The sequence below is a fragment of the Planotetraspora sp. A-T 1434 genome (assembly GCF_025420585.1).
Lineage (GTDB): Bacteria > Actinomycetota > Actinomycetes > Streptosporangiales > Streptosporangiaceae > JAOEGB01.
This window is the reverse complement of sequence record NZ_JAOEGB010000041.1, coordinates 1-15,610: the sequence shown is the minus strand read 5'-3', so window position 1 is coordinate 15,610 and position 15,610 is coordinate 1. Positions and strand designations below refer to the sequence as shown.

Annotated in this window: 15 protein-coding genes; 10 read left to right on the top strand and 5 right to left on the bottom strand. The window is 70.0% G+C overall.

Going from position 1 to position 15,610, the window contains the following annotated elements; genetic code table 11:
• Nucleotides 1–83: 83 nt before the first annotated feature.
• A complete protein-coding gene (locus N5079_RS33255; RefSeq protein ID WP_261588184.1) occupies nucleotides 84–545 on the top strand; it encodes an ATP-binding protein in 462 nt (153 codons plus the stop codon).
• Nucleotides 546–707: 162 nt separating this feature from the next.
• The gene (locus N5079_RS33250) at nucleotides 708–1,682 is read left to right on the top strand and encodes a sulfotransferase family protein (protein ID WP_261588183.1); all 975 of its coding nucleotides are present in this window, start codon (nucleotides 708–710) and stop codon (nucleotides 1,680–1,682) included.
• On the opposite strand, the gene N5079_RS33245 is transcribed toward N5079_RS33250, so the two are convergent.
• Nucleotides 1,674–2,558 carry a hypothetical protein gene (locus tag N5079_RS33245; protein WP_261588181.1) on the bottom strand — a complete coding sequence of 295 codons (885 nt, stop codon included), beginning with the start codon at nucleotides 2,556–2,558 and terminating at the stop codon, nucleotides 1,674–1,676. The genes N5079_RS33250 and N5079_RS33245 overlap by 9 nt on opposite strands.
• Before the next feature lie 283 nt (nucleotides 2,559–2,841).
• Here N5079_RS33245 and N5079_RS33240 point away from each other — a divergent pair, with 283 nt between their 5' ends.
• Together N5079_RS33240 and gndA are read left to right on the top strand one after the other, a co-directional pair.
• Nucleotides 2,842–3,960, top strand: a complete 1,119-nt coding sequence (locus N5079_RS33240; protein WP_261588180.1) for a TIGR03118 family protein — start codon at nucleotides 2,842–2,844, stop codon at nucleotides 3,958–3,960.
• A gap of 99 nt (nucleotides 3,961–4,059) precedes the next feature.
• Nucleotides 4,060–5,481: an NADP-dependent phosphogluconate dehydrogenase gene (gene gndA / locus N5079_RS33235; protein ID WP_261588179.1), complete on the top strand. Its 1,422-nt coding sequence runs from the start codon at nucleotides 4,060–4,062 to the stop codon at nucleotides 5,479–5,481.
• Between the two features lie 53 nt (nucleotides 5,482–5,534).
• Here the strand turns inward: gndA and N5079_RS33230 are convergent, their stop codons facing one another.
• Entirely contained in the window at nucleotides 5,535–7,127 is a 1,593-nt protein-coding gene (locus tag N5079_RS33230; protein ID WP_261588178.1) for an MDR family MFS transporter, read from the bottom strand.
• Nucleotides 7,128–7,231: 104 nt separating this feature from the next.
• On the opposite strand from N5079_RS33230, the gene N5079_RS33225 reads away from it, so the two are divergent.
• The 3 genes from N5079_RS33225 to N5079_RS33215 are packed head-to-tail and all read left to right on the top strand — an operon-like array spanning nucleotide 7,232 to nucleotide 8,908.
• A complete protein-coding gene (locus tag N5079_RS33225; RefSeq protein ID WP_261588177.1) occupies nucleotides 7,232–7,792 on the top strand; it encodes a TetR/AcrR family transcriptional regulator in 561 nt (186 codons plus the stop codon).
• Between the two features lie 27 nt (nucleotides 7,793–7,819).
• Entirely contained in the window at nucleotides 7,820–8,221 is a 402-nt protein-coding gene (locus N5079_RS33220) for a nitroreductase family deazaflavin-dependent oxidoreductase (RefSeq protein WP_261588176.1), read from the top strand.
• Nucleotides 8,222–8,254: 33 nt separating this feature from the next.
• Nucleotides 8,255–8,908 carry a rhomboid family intramembrane serine protease gene (locus tag N5079_RS33215; RefSeq protein WP_261588175.1) on the top strand — a complete coding sequence of 218 codons (654 nt, stop codon included), beginning with the start codon at nucleotides 8,255–8,257 and terminating at the stop codon, nucleotides 8,906–8,908.
• Here N5079_RS33215 and N5079_RS33210 read toward each other — a convergent pair whose 3' ends face one another.
• Nucleotides 8,909–9,661 carry an SDR family oxidoreductase gene (locus N5079_RS33210; protein WP_261588174.1) on the bottom strand — a complete coding sequence of 251 codons (753 nt, stop codon included), beginning with the start codon at nucleotides 9,659–9,661 and terminating at the stop codon, nucleotides 8,909–8,911.
• On the opposite strand from N5079_RS33210, the gene N5079_RS33205 reads away from it, so the two are divergent.
• The gene (locus tag N5079_RS33205; RefSeq protein ID WP_261588173.1) at nucleotides 9,639–10,181 is read left to right on the top strand and encodes a DNA-binding protein; all 543 of its coding nucleotides are present in this window, start codon (nucleotides 9,639–9,641) and stop codon (nucleotides 10,179–10,181) included. The genes N5079_RS33210 and N5079_RS33205 overlap by 23 nt on opposite strands.
• Here the strand turns inward: N5079_RS33205 and N5079_RS33200 are convergent.
• Nucleotides 10,157–11,308 carry a sensor histidine kinase gene (locus N5079_RS33200; protein WP_261588172.1) on the bottom strand — a complete coding sequence of 384 codons (1,152 nt, stop codon included), beginning with the start codon at nucleotides 11,306–11,308 and terminating at the stop codon, nucleotides 10,157–10,159. The genes N5079_RS33205 and N5079_RS33200 overlap by 25 nt on opposite strands.
• A 113-nt stretch (nucleotides 11,309–11,421) precedes the next feature.
• Between N5079_RS33200 and N5079_RS33195 the strand changes: the two genes are divergently transcribed.
• On the top strand, nucleotides 11,422–13,911 hold the full coding sequence (locus tag N5079_RS33195) for a DEAD/DEAH box helicase (protein ID WP_261588208.1): 2,490 nt from the start codon (nucleotides 11,422–11,424) through the stop codon (nucleotides 13,909–13,911).
• On the opposite strand, the gene dusB is transcribed toward N5079_RS33195, so the two are convergent.
• Nucleotides 13,908–15,014 carry a tRNA dihydrouridine synthase DusB gene (gene dusB / locus N5079_RS33190; RefSeq protein WP_261588171.1) on the bottom strand — a complete coding sequence of 369 codons (1,107 nt, stop codon included), beginning with the start codon at nucleotides 15,012–15,014 and terminating at the stop codon, nucleotides 13,908–13,910. The two genes, N5079_RS33195 and dusB, sit on opposite strands and share 4 nt — an antisense overlap.
• A 92-nt stretch (nucleotides 15,015–15,106) precedes the next feature.
• Here dusB and N5079_RS33185 point away from each other — a divergent pair.
• A partial coding sequence (locus N5079_RS33185) for an ACT domain-containing protein (protein WP_261588170.1) occupies nucleotides 15,107–15,610 on the top strand: 504 nt, incomplete at its 3' end.

The following is a 15,610-nucleotide window of genomic DNA, read 5'->3' as shown; positions in this document are numbered from 1 at the left end:
GCATGGCATTCCCGATCCGCCAGGCAAGCACACTCCTACTTTCTCGTGACATCTCGGGTTGACGGGCGGGCGTCCTGTCTTACATGGAGATCTTGGGGGACGGCGCGGGGAACCGCGTGGCGCGGCTCGCCGGCGGACGGGTGCAGGTCGGGCGGGCGCGCAGGCTGGTGTCGGCGACGCTGGGCCGCGACCATCCACGGCACGACGACTGCGTGCTGCTGACCAGCGAGATCGTCACCAACGCGGTCATCCACTCGCGGTCGGGCGATGGCGGCACCTTCACCATCACCGTGTCCTGCCTGCCGGACCGGGTGCGGATCTGCGTGCAGGACGACGGGTCCGCCAGACCGCCCTGCGCGGGCCACGCCGTGCCGAACGGCTCCAGCGGGCGGGGCCTCCCGCTGCTGGACGCGCTGTCCGACCGGTGGGGAATCGTCCGAGAGGGCGGCCGGAACGAGGTCTGGTTCGAGATCTGGCTCGAGACCCTCAGGGGCCGGTGCGGGACGACTCGCTCAGCGGCACGGCCCGCCCTCCTGAGCGGCTGAGCGACGGGGGCGACCCCCCGGGCGAGGCCCCGGATAGGGCCCTGACCGGGGTGGTACATCATCTGTGATGGAATTCTACGCAGGAGGTAGCATTTCATACTAATCTTGTAGGAAAAGTGGCCTAGAACGAGTGGCCCCGAGAAGAAGTGGCGGAGGATGGCCATGGCCCTGCCCGACTTCCTGGTGATCGGAGTGCCGAAAGCCGGCACCACTGCCCTGCACGCCGCCTTGGCCCGCCATCCGGGGCTTTACCTGTCGGCCGTCAAGGAACCGAAGTTCTTCCTCACCGATGGGCCGCCGCCGGCCAGGGGCGGTCCGGGCGACGCCGAGACCTACCGTGAGCACGTGTGGCGGCGGGATGACTACGAGGCGCTGTTCGAGGACGCCCCCCCGGGGACGCTCCGCGGCGAGTCGACGCCCTTCTACCTCTACGACCTGGCCGCCCAGCGGCGGATCCGGGAGACGGTCCCCGGCGCCAAGCTCATCGTGTCGCTGCGTGACCCCGTGGAGCGGGCGCATTCGAACTGGACCCACCTGTGGTCCGCCGGCCTGGAGCCCATCGGCGACGTGATCCAGGCCTGCGCGGAGGAGAAGCGCCGCGTCGCGGCGGGCTGGGCTCCGTTCTGGCACTACATCGGCCTCGGCCGGTACGGCGAGCAGCTGCGGCACCTGTTCACCCTCTTCCCGCGCGAGCAGGTGCTCCTGTTCCGCTACCGCGACCTGGTGGACCGCCCGGCCGACACGCTGGACCGCATCTGCGGGTTCCTCGGCGTCGAGCGGGGCCTGGTCGGCGAGGTGCCCAAGGAGAACGTCACGGCCCACCCCCCGGAGAGCCGCCGCCACGAGGTCCTCTCCCAGCTCGTACGGCTGGGCGACCGGGTGCTGGGGCAGCGGCTCACGGCGCCGCTCGAACGGGTCCTCCAGCGGGAGGGCCGCGCGCGCCGGCCGCTGACCTGGCCGGAACGGCAGGAGCTGCTGTCCTACTTCGCCGCCGACATCGCAGTCCTGCAGGACGTGACGGACGAGGACTTCAGCGACTGGCTCCGGCCCCGCGAGAGGTCGGGCGGCCTCGTGGGCAGCCGGCCCTCCGGCCAGCGGCAGGCCCGCAACGGCCGCCCGAGAGGCCGGTCAGCGTAGCTCGGTGCGCAGTTCGTGCGCGCCGTCGGGCCGGGTCAGCTCGTAGTAGAGCCGGTGGCCGCCCTGGACGGGGACGATGTCGAGATAGCGCAGCCCGCCGTGCGCCGACTGGGCGGCGGGTTCCGTCCCGGTCGCCGTCAGCGTCGACGGGTCCGGGCCGATCGCGACGCCCGTGCGCTCCTCGTAGTTCTCCTCGGCCGACGCCCTGCCGTCGTAGTAGGCGATCACGGTCTCGCCGGTGAAGCTCACCGCGCTGACGCGCACGCCGCGGGAGTCCCACGCGCCGGGCCGCCGGTCGAGGGCGGTCCCCTGCCACGACCATTCGATCCCGTCGACGCTGGTCGCGTAGTCGGTGACCATCTGGTCGGCTTCCTGGGGGTCGTCGAGCGGGTGGCAGGACGCCCACAGGTGCCACAGGCCGTCGTGGTGCACGATCACGGGATCCTTGACGCCGGTCTTGAGGTCTCCGGGCAGGACCACGCGCGCGTCGCCGGGGTCGAAGGAGGCGGGGTCGGCGGCCTCGATGACCTCCACCCGCCAGTGCTTGGTGCCGTACGTCGCGCAGCTCAGGTACAGCCGCCAGACGCCCTCCGGGGTTACCACGAGGGTGGGTCGCTCCAGCGACTCCGTCTTCATGTCCTCTTTGGTGATCGTGAGCAGGGTCTCGAAGTGCTCCCCGTCGGCCGATCTCGCCACCTCGACCGCGTATCCCCTGCCCTCGCCGATCGGGCGGCGCAGCCGGTAGGCGAGGTAGATCCACCCGTCCTTGCTCACGGCGCTGGGCGCCCCGGACCAGAACCCGGGCCCGTCTCCGGGTGGGGGAACCGCGACGACTGACCGTTCCGGCTGCGGTATGAACACGTCGATCTTCTCCACATAATGACGATGGGGACGGCCCGGACCTCGGCCAAGAGGACCGGCTCTAGGCTCTCCTCATAACAGGGATCGCGGAGGACACCAAGCCTCACTCGCCTCAGAGTGCCATCTCTATACAAAACCCGTCGGGTTTACAGGTTTCCGTCATCATATGTGACGCGGCACACTACCTTGCCTCCCCTTGTGCCAACCGGCTGTGCCGGCTCGGGTGAACCCTCCGGAGTGGGACGGCGTATCTCCCGGCGTAAGGGCATGCCGACGCACCGTCCATAGAGGAGACCCCATGCGGGCACGTATCGTCACGCTCTGCGCCGCGCCGCTCGCGCTGACACTCGTCGGCGCGGTCCCCGCGTATTCCAGCCCGCCGGCCAGGTTCACCGAGGTCGATCTGGTCTCGGACGTCGCGGGCAAGGCCGCCGTCACGGACCCCAAGCTGATCAATCCGTGGGGCCTCGCCATGGGCGCGACCCTGTGGGTGTCCGACGCGGGCACCGGCGGCGCCACCGTCTACACGGGCGGCGCGGGGACCGTGAAGAAGGCCCCCACGCAGGTGTGGATCCCCGGCGGCACCCCCACCGGCCAGGTGTTCTACACCGGCGAGAACTTCACCATCAAGGGAAAGCTCGGGACGGCCCCGGCGTCGTTCATCTTCTCCAGCCCCAGCGGCGCGATCACCGCCTGGAGCGCCAAGGCGGACCCCAACCACGCCGTCATCGGCGCCTTCACCCGGGGCGCCGACTACAAGGGGCTGGCCCTCATGGAGACCGACCGCGGCACGTTCCTGCTGGCGCCGTCCTTCTCGCACGGCCGGATCCACGTCTTCGACGACGACTTCGACCGGGTACGGCTCACGCGGCGCCAGTTCCGGGACCCGTTCCTGCCGCCGGACTACTCCCCCTTCAACGTCGAGGTGGTCGGGGGCTCGGTCTTCGTCGCGTACGCCAAGCGCGACCCGCGGACGGGCAAGCCCGTGGCGGGCCGGGGCAGGGGCTTCGTCAGCCAGTTCAGCCCCGGGGGCCGTTACCTGCGCCGGTTCGCGAGCAGGGGCCCGCTCAACGCGCCGTGGGCGATGACCCTCGCGCCCCAGGGCTTCGGCCCCTACGCCGGGGCGCTCCTCGTCGGCAACTTCGGCGACGGCTGGGTCAACGCGTACAACCGGCGCACCGGCCGCTACCTCGGGCCACTCCGCAAGACGGACGGCACGGCCATCGCGATCGAGGGGCTGTGGGACCTGGAGCCCGGCACGGCGCAGAACGGCGGCACGGACGCGCTGTGGTTCTCGGCCGGGATCGGCAGGGCGCAGCACGGCCTGCTCGGGCTGATCCGACCGGCCGGCGCCGGGACGTCCCCGTCCCCGTCGGCCTCCCCGTCGCACTCGCACTCGGGCGGCTACGGATACTGAGCGGGCGCCGGGCCATGGGGACGCGCGTCCCCATGGCACAGCCGGTGCCCCATCCGACGAGGCGGACGGTATATGACTAGGCATATGGACAACGCAGGTATGGACAAAGCAGATATCGGAGTGACCGGTCTGGCGACGATGGGGCGCAACCTGGCCCGGAACTTCGCCCATCACGGCCACGTGGTCGCGATCCACAACCGGACCGAGAGCCGCACCACGCAGTTCATGGAGGACCACCGGGACGAGGGCGTGTTCATCCCGTCCGGCTCGGTCGAGGAGTTCGTCGCGTCACTCGAACGGCCGCGCAAGGCGATCATCATGGTCAAGGCCGGAGCGCCCACCGACGCGGTGATCGAGGAGCTGGCCGCGTGCATGGAGCCCGGCGACATGATCATCGATGGCGGAAACGCGAACTTCGAGGACACCCGCCGGAGGGAGGAGGCGCTGAAGGCGCGCGGCATCCACTTCGTCGGCACCGGCATCTCCGGCGGCGAGGAGGGGGCGCTCAACGGGCCCAGCATCATGCCCGGCGGCGCCGCCGAGGCGTACAAGACGCTCGGCCCGCTGCTGGAGGACATCGCCGCCAAGGTCGGTGGGACGCCGTGCTGCGTCCACGTGGGCCCGGACGGCGCCGGCCACTTCGTGAAGATGGTGCACAACGGCATCGAGTACGCCGACATGCAGCTCATAGCGGAGTCCTACGACCTGCTCAGGCAGGCGCTCGCGCTCACCCCGGCGCAGCTGGCCGACGTCTTCCGCGAGTGGAACGAGGGCGAGCTCGAGTCGTACCTCATCGAGATCACCGCCGAGGTGCTCGGTCACACCGACGCGGAGACCGGCACGCCGTTCGTGGACGTCATCGTCGACCAGGCCGAGCAGAAGGGCACCGGCCGCTGGACGGTGCAGAGCGCGCTCGACCTCGGCATCCCGGTGACCGGCATCGCCGAGGCGGTGTTCGCCCGAGCCCTGTCCGGCCACCCCGAGCAGCGCGCCGCCGCGCGGTCGCTCGCCGGTCCGCACGCGGCCGCCCAGGACGGGGACTTCGTCGAGGACGTGCGCCGGGCGCTGTACGCCTCGAAGATCGTCGCCTACGCCCAGGGGTTCGACCAGATGGCGGCGGCGAGCAAGGAGTACGGCTGGGACATCGACCTTGGGGCGATGGCCACGATCTGGCGCGGCGGCTGCATCATCAGGGCGCGGTTCCTCGACCGGATCCGGTCGGCCTACGACGCCGACCCCGGCCTGCCGACGCTGCTGGTCGATCCCACGTTCTCCGCCGCGCTCGCCCTGGCCCAGGACTCCTGGCGCCGCGTCGTGGCGACCGCGGCCACCATCGGCGTCCCGACGCCCGGGTTCTCGTCGGCCCTGGCGTACTACGACGGCCTGCGCAGGGACCGCCTCCCGGCGGCGCTCCTGCAGGGCCTGCGGGACTACTTCGGCGCCCACACCTATCGGCGCGTCGACCGGGACGGCTCCTTCCACACCGACTGGTCCGGCGACCGGGTGGAAAGGCCCGCCTGAACGACCTGTACGGCTTACGCCCGCGCGGGGGCGTAAGCCGTACAGGGCCGGGGTCACTCGAAGGAGGCGGACACCGATTCGAGGTTCTCACTCGGGGAGGTCGCGCCGCCCCGGAGCGGGATCTCCTTGATGAAGGCCGCGATCAGCGGGACCAGCACGGCGAACAGGACGGCCCAGCCGAAGACCGAGCTGATCGCGTTGGCGAGCGACTCCAGGAACCCTGTCTTGATCTGCGGCGGCAGGTGATCGAGGGCCGCCGGGTTCATCTGGCCGCCGCCCGAGGTGATCGCGTGGGCGGCCTTCTCGCCGAACCTCTCGGTGAGACCCGACACCAGGTGGTTGTTGAAGATCGCGCCGAACAGGGAGACGCCGAACGAACCGCCGATCGACCGGAAGAACGTCGAGGCGCTGCTGGCCACGCCGAGGTCCTTCTGCTCGACGCTGTTCTGCGCGATCAGCATGCTCGTCTGCATCAGGAAGCCCATGCCGAGGCCCAGCACGGCGATGAACACGCCGGTCTGCCAGACGGGGGTGTTGACGTCCTGGAGCGACAGCAGCCACATGCCGACGGCCATGATCACGCCGCCGACAACCGGGTAGATCTTGTACTTGCCCGTCTGGGTGATCGCCCTGCCGACGAACAGCGACACGACCATCATCGAGGCCATCATCGGCAGCAGGAGCAGGCCGGAGTTGGTCGCCGACGCGCCCTGGACGGTCTGCTGGAACAGCGGCATGAAGCTGATCGCGCCGAACATCGCGAAGCCGAGCAGGAAGCCGACCAGCGAGATCAGCGAGAAGTTGCGGTCGCGGAACACGTGCAGCGGCATGACCGGCTCGGCCGCCCGCCGCTCGATCGGGATGAAGAGCCCGAGCGCGACCACCGCCACGGCCGCCAGCCCCAGGATCTGCCACGAGCCCCACGGGTAGCCGTGCGCCTGGCCGCCCCACGAGGTGATCAGCACGAGCGCGGTGATGCCGACGGTCAGAACGCCGGCCCCGAGCCAGTCGATGCGGTGCTCGGTGCGGTACTTGGGGAGGTGCAGCTTGAGCACCAGCCACAGGAGCGCGACGCCGCCGAGGGGCAGGTTGACGTAGAACGCCCAGCGCCAGTTCAGGTGGTCGGTGATGAAGCCACCGGCGAGCGGGCCCGCGATCATGGCGAGCGACATCATCGCCGCCATGATGCCCTGGTACTGGCCACGCTCGCGGGGCGGAACCAGGTCGCCGATGATCGCCATCACGTTGACCATGAGGCCGCCGGCGCCGAGACCCTGGAGGGCGCGGAAGGCGATGAGCTCCGTCATGCCGTTCGCCGTGCCGCCGAACATGGACGAGCCGGCCATGCCGCAGAGCGCGGAGCCGACGAGGAAGAGGACGATCGACCCGAGGAAGATGTTCTTGCGGCCGTAGAGGTCGCCGAGCTTGCCCCAGATCGGGGTCGATACCGTGGTGCCCAGGACATATGCCGTGGTCACCCAGGTGAAGTACTCCAGGCCGTTGAGCTCGCCGACGATCCTCGGCATCGCCGTACCGACGATCATGTTGTCGAGCATCGCCAGCATCATCGCCAGCATCAGGCCCGGCAGTACGATCATTACTTCCCTCGACCGCTTTGGCGCGGTCGCGGTCGCGGTCTCCGTCATGTGGGGCCCCCTTGAGAACAACTTACTTGCCGACCGGCTAGTGCATCGGGACACGGTATAGTCCTTACTTGCCGGCCGTCAAGCCAATTAAGGGACAATCCACCATGGGCGCACAAACCGATACGCGGACCCGCATCCAGGAGGTCGCTATCAGGCTGTTCACGGAGCAGGGATACGAGGCGACCTCCCTGCGCGAGATCGCCGAAGCCCTCGGGGTGACCAAGGCCGCGCTCTACTACCACTTCAAGACCAAGGACGACATCGTCGCCAGCCTCATGGACGACCGGATGGAGGCCCTGGACGCGCTGATCGACTGGGCGAAGGTGCAGCCTCGGACGGAGGAGGCCAGGCGGGAGATCATCCGGCGCTACTCCGCCGACATGACCCGGGGCCGCCATCACGAGGTCATGCGTTTCATGGAACGCAACCAGACCGCGATGCGCGGTCACACCAAGGCGGAGGCGATGCGCGACCGGATAACCGCGCTCCTCGACGTGCTGTGCGAGCCCGGCGACCCGCTGACCATCCGGCTGAAGCGCTCCATGGCGCTGTTCACCTTGCACGCCGTCTGGTTCGTGGTGCCCGACGAGGACGTGACCGACGAGGAGCGGGCCGAGGCCGCGCTGAACGTCGCCATGGAATTGATCGACGCCTCCTGCGGTTGACGCTCGCCGAAAGGGTAGGTGACCGACATGCTTTTCGGACAGGAACACGTCAGGCGTTACGTCGAGACCGGCGGCGAGGAGGGCCACGACTGGCAGGGCACCACCGTCGCGATCCTCACGACGACCGGCCGCAAGTCGGGGCAGAAGCGCAGCACCCCGCTGATCTACCGGCCGTACGGCGACGCCTACCTGGTCGTCGCCTCCAAGGGCGGATCCGACGATCCGCCGCTGTGGTACCTGAACCTCCAGGCCGACCCCGAGGTCGAGCTGCAGATCAAGGGTGAGAGGTTCCGGGCCAGGGCCCGTACGGCCACGCCGGAGGAGAAGCCGGACATGTGGCGGACGATGACGGCCGCCTGGCCCGACTACGACGCGTACACGAAGAAGACCTCCCGCGAGATCCCGGTGGTCGTACTCGAACGCGTCTAGCGCGCGTCCGCCCGCGCGGATATCTTTCGTGAGGTGACCGACGGGCGCACCGCCGAAATCATGATCGCCGAGGCCCGGAAGGCGTTCTGGGTGATGGTCGGCTTCCTGGGGCTCATCTGGGTCGTCCAGATCGTGAACTGGGCCGACGGCTACGGGCTCAGCTATCACTACGGCATCAGGGCGTGGGACGTCGACCGGCTGCCGGGCATCGTCTCCGCGCCGCTGCTCCACTGGAGCTGGGCCCACATCGAGGGCAACTCGGGCCCGCTGTTCATCTTCGGGTTCCTGGCGGCCTATCGAGGCGTGCGGAAGTTCCTCGGCGTGACCGGGCTCATCGCCCTCGCCAGCGGGCTGGGGTCCTGGTTCACCGCCGACTCCTCCGCCATCGGGGCGGGGGCGAGCGGGCTGGTGTTCGGCTACTTCGGCTACGTGCTGGTGCGCGGGGCCTTCGACCGGCACCTGATCGACATCGTCATCGGCCTGGTCATGGGACTGTGCTTCGCCTACCAGTTCGCGGGGCTCCTGCCGGCCGAGGGGATCGGCTGGCAGGCCCACGTCTTCGGCTTCGTCGGCGGGATCGTGGGCGGCTACCTGTTCCGGGACCGCCGCCCCGCCGAGGCCCCGAAGGCCGCGACCGGCGACTCCCGCTCCGCGCTGCTCAAGGAGATCGAGGACCTCGGTCTGTGACTACCAGGGCAGGGGCCCCTCGTCCCCGAGGAACGCCCCGGTGGGGCCGTCGGCGCCCAGCAGGGCCAGCCGTACGGCGACGGCGGCGCCCTGCGCGGCCGTCCGGAAGCCGGAGTGCGCGTTGAGATCCGTCGCGCAGTAGCCGGGATTACACGCGTTGATCTTCATATCGGCGAACTCCTTGGCGTAGCACACGGTGATCATGTTGAGCGCGCTCTTGGACGACTGGTAGGCGATCCCTATGAGCGAGTAGAACGGGCTCTCCGGGTCGGTGGTCAGCCCAAGGGAGCCCACCTCGCTCGACACATTCACGATCCTCGCCGCGGGCGACCGGCGCAGGAGCGGCAGCATGGCGTTGGTCACGGAGATGACGCCGAAGACGTTGGTCTCGTAGACGGTCCGGGTCATGTCGACCGGCGTCTGGCTCGCCGACGGGCCGCCCAGCGCGATGCCGGCGTTGTTGACGAGGATGTCGAGCGTGCCGTACTCCTCCTCGATCCGCTTGGCTGCCGCGGCCACCGACTCGGGCGAGGTCACGTCGACCTGGATGAACCGGGCACCGAGCCGGGCGGCGGCCTCCTCGCCCCTGCCCGGGTCGCGGGCCCCGGCGAGGACCGTGACGCCCTCGGCGATGAGCCCTCTGGCGATCTCGTAGCCGATTCCCTTGTTGGCACCGGTGATCAGACTCGCCGGAGAGACCCCGGCGCCGGCCTCGGGCCCGAGAAGGGACGTGCCGAGCGGCGTCCTCAACATGCTGGAGGGCCTGGAGGACGTCCCGGCGTACGTGCTCGACGCGAAGTACGACATCCTGGCGTGGAACCGCGTGGCCGGCGCGTTGCTGGGCGACCTGGACACGGTGCCCCGCGAGGACCTCAACGTGATCCGGTGGATGTTCCGCTCCCCCGACCTGGAGCAGCACCTGTGCGACGAGGAACGGGGCCGGTTCGCCCGCTCCGCGGTCCGGGACCTCCGGGCGGCGGCGGGACGCTATCCCGACGACAAGGGCATCCGGGACCTGGTGGCCGAGCTGCTGGCGTGCAGCCCGCCCTTCGCCGAGCTGTGGGCCTCCCATGACGTGGAGGTCCGCAGGGACCAGCGCAAGCGGCTCGTCCATCCCGTCGTCGGCCCGATAGACGTGGACTGCCAGGTGCTCCACGTACCGGACCGCGACCAGCGGGTGGTGATCTACGCGCCGGTGCCGGGCTCGCGCTCGCACGAGGCCCTCCGGAGGCTCAAGGCCCTCAGCGCCTACCGCTCCCCGTCCGGTGGGTGACAGGGGATGCGGGCCGTGAGCGCGAAGCCTCCCTCCGGCGTCCGCCCCGAGGCGAGCCAGCCTCCGACGAGGTTGACCCGCTCCTTCAGGCCGACCAGCCCGTACCCTGACCCGATCCGCGGAGCGGCGGGGTACGGCCGGAGCCGCCCTTCGGCGCTGTTCACCACCGCCACCGTCACCATGTCGTCGCGGGCCTCGCAGGTGATCCGCACCTCGGACGCGGGAGCGTGCTTGCGCACGTTGTTGAGCCCTTCCTGGACCACCCGGTAGCAGGCGTGCGCGGATTCCCTGGCGACCGTCCCCTCGGGGACGTCGAGATGAAGGCTGCACTTGAGGCCGGTCGCGTTGCCCTCCGCCACGAGCTGCGGGATCGCCTCCAGCCCTTCGGCGGACGCGGGCATGTCCCTGCGGTGCAGCACGGTCAGCACCTCGCGGAGCTCGGTCAGCGCCCGCACGCCCTTGTCCTCGATGCTCCTGGCGAGCCGCCGGATCTCGCCCAGGTCCTGGGTGTCCTGGATGAGGCCCGCGTTGAGCACCATGACGGTGACGGCGTGCGTCACGGTGTCGTGCATCTCCCCCGCTATGCGGCGGCGCTCCCGCGACGCGGCCTGCTCCTCGCGTTGCCATACCCCCGCCAGCGTCGTGCGGCATCCTCGCACCCATGTCCCGATCACCGCGGGCACGGAGACCAGCGTGACGGCGCGCACGGCGCTGAGGACGAGGAGGCCGTCCGGGCTCGGGCCCAGGTGGTCGAGCACCAGGTAGGCCGCGGTCATGACGGCCGCGGTCAGCCGCCACCGGCGGACGGTGCCCTCGGCCGTCATCGAGTAGGCGGCGATGGTGACCGCCACGCCCTGTCCGGCGAGGGCGAGGCAGAGGAGCGAGGCGACGATCGAGGGCCATGCCGTGCGCCGCCGTGCCAGCATGCTGAGGGCCGCGGCGACCGCGGACAGGACCGCGACCCAGACAGCGACCCAGACAGCGACCCACGGCGGCACGGGCCACCAGGAAAGGAACCATGAGAACGGCCGGCCCGTCAGCGCCGGCGGGATCGCGTAGGCGAGCACGGCGCAGGCGAGCAGCGCGTCGACGATCCACCCCGAGAACCGGGCGCGCTTCTCCCCCATGAGACCTAGTCTGTGGCTTTGACCTGGCACTTCTCGCTCCGCCACGCCCATGCTCCCGCGCGTCGGTCCGAACACTCCGATCGCTTCGGCAGGATAGGGGGGTGAGCGAAAGCATGAGCCTCATCCGGCACCTCCCCACTGACTCCGAGCCCGACTCGCTGTTCGAGGCGTTCGTGGCCTGGAACGCCGAGCGGGGGCTCACGCTGTACCCGGCGCAGGAGGAGGCGCTGATCGAGGTCGTCTCCGGCAACAACGTCGTCCTTTCGACGCCCACGGGCTCGGGGAAGAGCCTCGTCGCCGCCGGCGCCCACTTCGCGGCGCTGGCCAGAGACGAGGTGAGCTTCTACACCGCTCCCATCAAGGCCCTGGTGTCGGAGAAGTTCTTCGACCTGTGCGCGCTCTTCGGCACGGAGAACGTCGGCATGATGACCGGCGACGCCTCGGTCAACTCGGACGCGCCGATCATCTGCTGCACCGCCGAGATCCTCGCCCAGATCGCCCTGCGGGATGGCGCGGACGCCGACGTCGGCACCGTGATCATGGACGAGTTCCACTTCTACGCCGAGCCCGACCGCGGGTGGGCGTGGCAGGTGCCGCTGCTGGAGCTCCCGCAGGCCCAGTTCGTGCTGATGTCGGCCACGCTGGGCGACGTCGAGCGCTTCGAGAAGGACCTCACCCGCCGGACGGGCCGCCAGACGGCGGTGGTCAAGAACGCCGAGCGGCCGGTGCCGCTGATCTACTCCTACCGGGTGACGCCGCTGCACGAGACGCTGGAGGAACTGCTGTCCACCCAGCAGGCCCCGGTCTACGTGGTCCACTTTACCCAGGCGGCCGCGATGGAGCGGGCCCAGGCGCTGATGAGCATCAACATGGCCTCCAAGGCCGAGAAGGAGGCCATCGCCTCACTCATCGGGAACTTCCGGTTCACCACGCGGTTCGGCCGGGCCCTGTCGCGGCTCGTACGGCACGGCATCGGCGTCCACCACGCCGGGATGCTGCCGAAATACCGCCGCCTGGTGGAGCGGCTGGCCCAGGCGGGGCTGCTGAAGGTCATCTGCGGGACGGACACCCTCGGCGTGGGGGTCAACGTCCCGATCCGCACGGTGCTGTTCACGGCGCTGTCGAAGTTCGACGGCAACCGGGTGCGGCGGCTGCGCGCCCGGGAGTTCCACCAGATCGCCGGCCGGGCGGGGCGGGCGGGCTTCGACACGGTCGGCTATGTCGTCTGTCAGGCGCCCGACCACGTCATCGAGAACGAGCGGGCCCTGGCCAAGATCGGCGACGATCCCAAGAGGCGGCGAGGCTACGCCCGGAAGAAACCGCCGGAGGGCTTCGTCGGCTGGAGCGAGGACACGTTCGAGAAGCTGCAGACGGCCGAGCCGGAGCCGCTGACCTCCCGGTTCAAGGTCAGCAACGCCATGCTCCTGTCGATCATCAACCGGCCCGGGGACTGCTTCCAGGCGATGAAGCGGCTGCTCACCGACAACCACGAGGACCGCAAGGCCCAGCGCCGGCACATCAGCCACGCGATCGCGATCTACCGGTCGCTGCTCGCCGGAGGGATCGTCGAGACGCTCAGTGAGCCCGACGAGCACGGCCGCAGGGCTCGGCTGACCGTGGACCTCCAGGAGGACTTCGCGCTCAACCAGGCGCTGTCCACGTTCGCCCTGGCGACGTTCGAGCTGCTCAATCCGGAGTCCCCGACGTACGCGCTGGACATCGTCTCGATCGTCGAGTCGACGCTCGACGACCCCCGGCAGATCCTGCACGCCCAGCTCAACAAGGCGCGCGGCGAGGCCGTCGCGCAGATGAAGGCCGACGGGATCGAGTACGAGGAGCGGATGGAGCTTCTCGCCGAGGTGACGTATCCGATGCCGCTGGCCGACCTGCTGTTCGGGGCGTACGAGACCTACCGGCAGGGGCACCCGTGGGTGGGCGACCACGTCGTGAGCCCCAAGACCATCGTCCGCGACATGTACGAGCGGGCGATGACCTTCACCGAGTACATCCAGTTCTACGAGCTGGCCCGTTCCGAGGGCACGGTGCTGCGCTACCTGGCCGACGCGTACCGCACGCTGTCCAAGACGGTCCCCGAGCATCTCAAGAGCGACGACCTGATCGACCTCATCGAGTGGCTGGGCGAGCTGGTCCGCCAGGTCGACTCCAGCCTGATCGACGAGTGGGAGAAGCTGGCCAACCCGTCCGAGGCCCTGGAGGCCCGCGACGAGCTGGAGACCCGCATCCGGCCGGTCACCGCCAACGCCCGGGCCTTCCGGGTGCTCGTCCGCAACGCGATGTTCCGCATGGTGGAGCTGGCCGCCCTCGACCGCGAGGAGGAGCTGGTCGAGCTCTACCCGGACGTGGACTGGGCGGCCGCCCTCGACGCGTACTACGACGAGCACGAGGAGATCGGCACCGGCCCCGCCGCCCGCGGCCCCGCGCTCCTGCTCATCGAGGAGGAGAAGGAGCTGTGGCGGGTCCGCCAGGTCATCGAGGACCCGGCCGGCGACCACGACTGGGGGATCAGCGCCGAGGTCGACCTGGCCGCCTCCGACGAGGAGGGCACCGCCGTCCTCCACGTCACGGCCTTCAACCGCCTCTAGCCACCCGAGGTGGCGTCCTCCGCGTCGAGGGCGGCCATCTCGTCCGGGTCGTCCAGCCAGCCGTGCGGCAGCGCGACCTTCGAGCGCTCGCCGCTCTTGCCGCGCGGGCCGTCGGCCTCCGCGGGCCACGGCTGGTCCTGGTCCAGCTCCCCGACGCGCTCGCGGAGCTCGGCCAGGCTCGTGACGGTGGTGAGGGCCCGGCGGGTCTCCGCGCCGATCACGAACCCCTTCAGGTACCACCCCACGTGCTTGCGGAAGTCGGCCAGACCGTGCGGCTCGCTCCCGATGACCTCGCACAGCAACTCGGCGTGGCGGAACATCATCGCCCCCACCTCGCCGAGGCAGGGCCTGGTCCGCTCGGCCGCACCCTCGAAGGCCAGGTCCAGGTCGCGGAACAGCCAGGGGCGGCCCAGGCATCCCCGCCCGATGACCACACCGTCGCAGCCGGTCTCCGCGACCATGCGGAGCGCGTCGTCGGCGCTCCAGATGTCGCCGTTGCCGAGCACCGGGATCTCCGGCACGGCGTCCCTGAGCCGCTTGATCGCGTCCCAGTCGGCCGTGCCGCCGTAGTGCTGCCTGGCCGTACGGGCGTGCAGCGCGACGGCGGCGACGCCCTCCTCGACGGCGATCCGGCCCGCGTCCAGGTAAGTCAGGTGGTCGTCGTCGATGCCCTTGCGCATCTTGATCGTCACCGGCAGCGGCCCGGCGTTCCTGACGGCCTCCCTGAGGATCGCGCGCAGCAGGTTCCGCTTGTACGGCAGAGCCGACCCGCCGCCCCTCCTGGTGACCTTGGGCACCGGGCAGCCGAAGTTGAGGTCGATGTGGTCGGCCAGGTCCTCTTCCGCGATCATCCTGGCCGCCTTGCCGATGATGACGGGATCGACCCCGTAGAGCTGGATGCTCCGCGGCGTCTCCTCCGCGCCAAAGCGGATCATCTGGAAGGTCAGCGGCACCCGCTCCACCAGCGCCCGCGACGTGATCATCTCGGAGACGAACAGCCCGCCGCCCTGCTCCCGGCACAACCTGCGGAAACCGATGTTGGTGATGCCCGCCATCGGCGCGAGCACCACGGGTGGCCAGACCTCGTACGTCCCGATTTTCACCTGCCCATTTTCGCCTGCCGCGGGGCATGAGCCGTACAAGATCATGGACGTGGGGCTTTTGTCCGGTTACTCTAGCGCTCGGGGAGGTAACCATGCTGCTGCGGCTGAGAATCGCCTTGCCGGACCGTCCAGGGTCGCTTGGCCAGGTCACCCGCGCGCTCGGGTCAGCCGGAGCGGACATCACCCAGGTCATCGTCCTCGACCGGGGCGACGGCCGGGCGCTGGACGACTTCACCGTCTACTGGCCGGACGCGGCTCCCCGGGAGTATCTCGTCCACGCGCTGGAGAGCGTCGAGGGCGTCCGGATCGACGGGATCTGGGCCACCAGGGAGGCGCCGGGCACCTACCCCGAGCTGGAGATCCTCAAGTTCCTCACCACGGCGGGCGACCGTGCCCTCGCGACTCTCATCGATTCCATGCCGGTGCTGTTCAGCGCCGACTGGGCGGCCGCCGCGACCGAGAAGCTCCCCCGATCGGTGGTCTATTCGAGCTGGCGGGCCCCGGCCGACGTCCCGCTCCCCGATGACACGCCGGCCCGCCCGACCGCCGGGACGCTCCCGTCCGGCCTTCACGTGATCACCGCTCCGCTGCCCCCG

Coding starts and splice junctions, on each gene's coding strand:
- N5079_RS33230 (WP_261588178.1), bottom strand. CDS start 7,127: ATGACGGAGACCGCGACCGCGACCGCGCCAAAGCGGTCGAGGGAAGTA.
- N5079_RS33200 (WP_261588172.1), bottom strand. CDS start 11,308: ATGGGGGAGAAGCGCGCCCGGTTCTCGGGGTGGATCGTCGACGCGCTG.
- N5079_RS33195 (WP_261588208.1), top strand. CDS start 11,422: ATGAGCCTCATCCGGCACCTCCCCACTGACTCCGAGCCCGACTCGCTG.
- N5079_RS33210 (WP_261588174.1), bottom strand. CDS start 9,661: ATGTTGAGGACGCCGCTCGGCACGTCCCTTCTCGGGCCCGAGGCCGGC.
- N5079_RS33240 (WP_261588180.1), top strand. CDS start 2,842: ATGCGGGCACGTATCGTCACGCTCTGCGCCGCGCCGCTCGCGCTGACA.
- N5079_RS33225 (WP_261588177.1), top strand. CDS start 7,232: ATGGGCGCACAAACCGATACGCGGACCCGCATCCAGGAGGTCGCTATC.
- N5079_RS33250 (WP_261588183.1), top strand. CDS start 708: ATGGCCCTGCCCGACTTCCTGGTGATCGGAGTGCCGAAAGCCGGCACC.
- N5079_RS33220 (WP_261588176.1), top strand. CDS start 7,820: ATGCTTTTCGGACAGGAACACGTCAGGCGTTACGTCGAGACCGGCGGC.
- N5079_RS33255 (WP_261588184.1), top strand. CDS start 84: ATGGAGATCTTGGGGGACGGCGCGGGGAACCGCGTGGCGCGGCTCGCC.
- gndA (WP_261588179.1), top strand. CDS start 4,060: ATGGACAAAGCAGATATCGGAGTGACCGGTCTGGCGACGATGGGGCGC.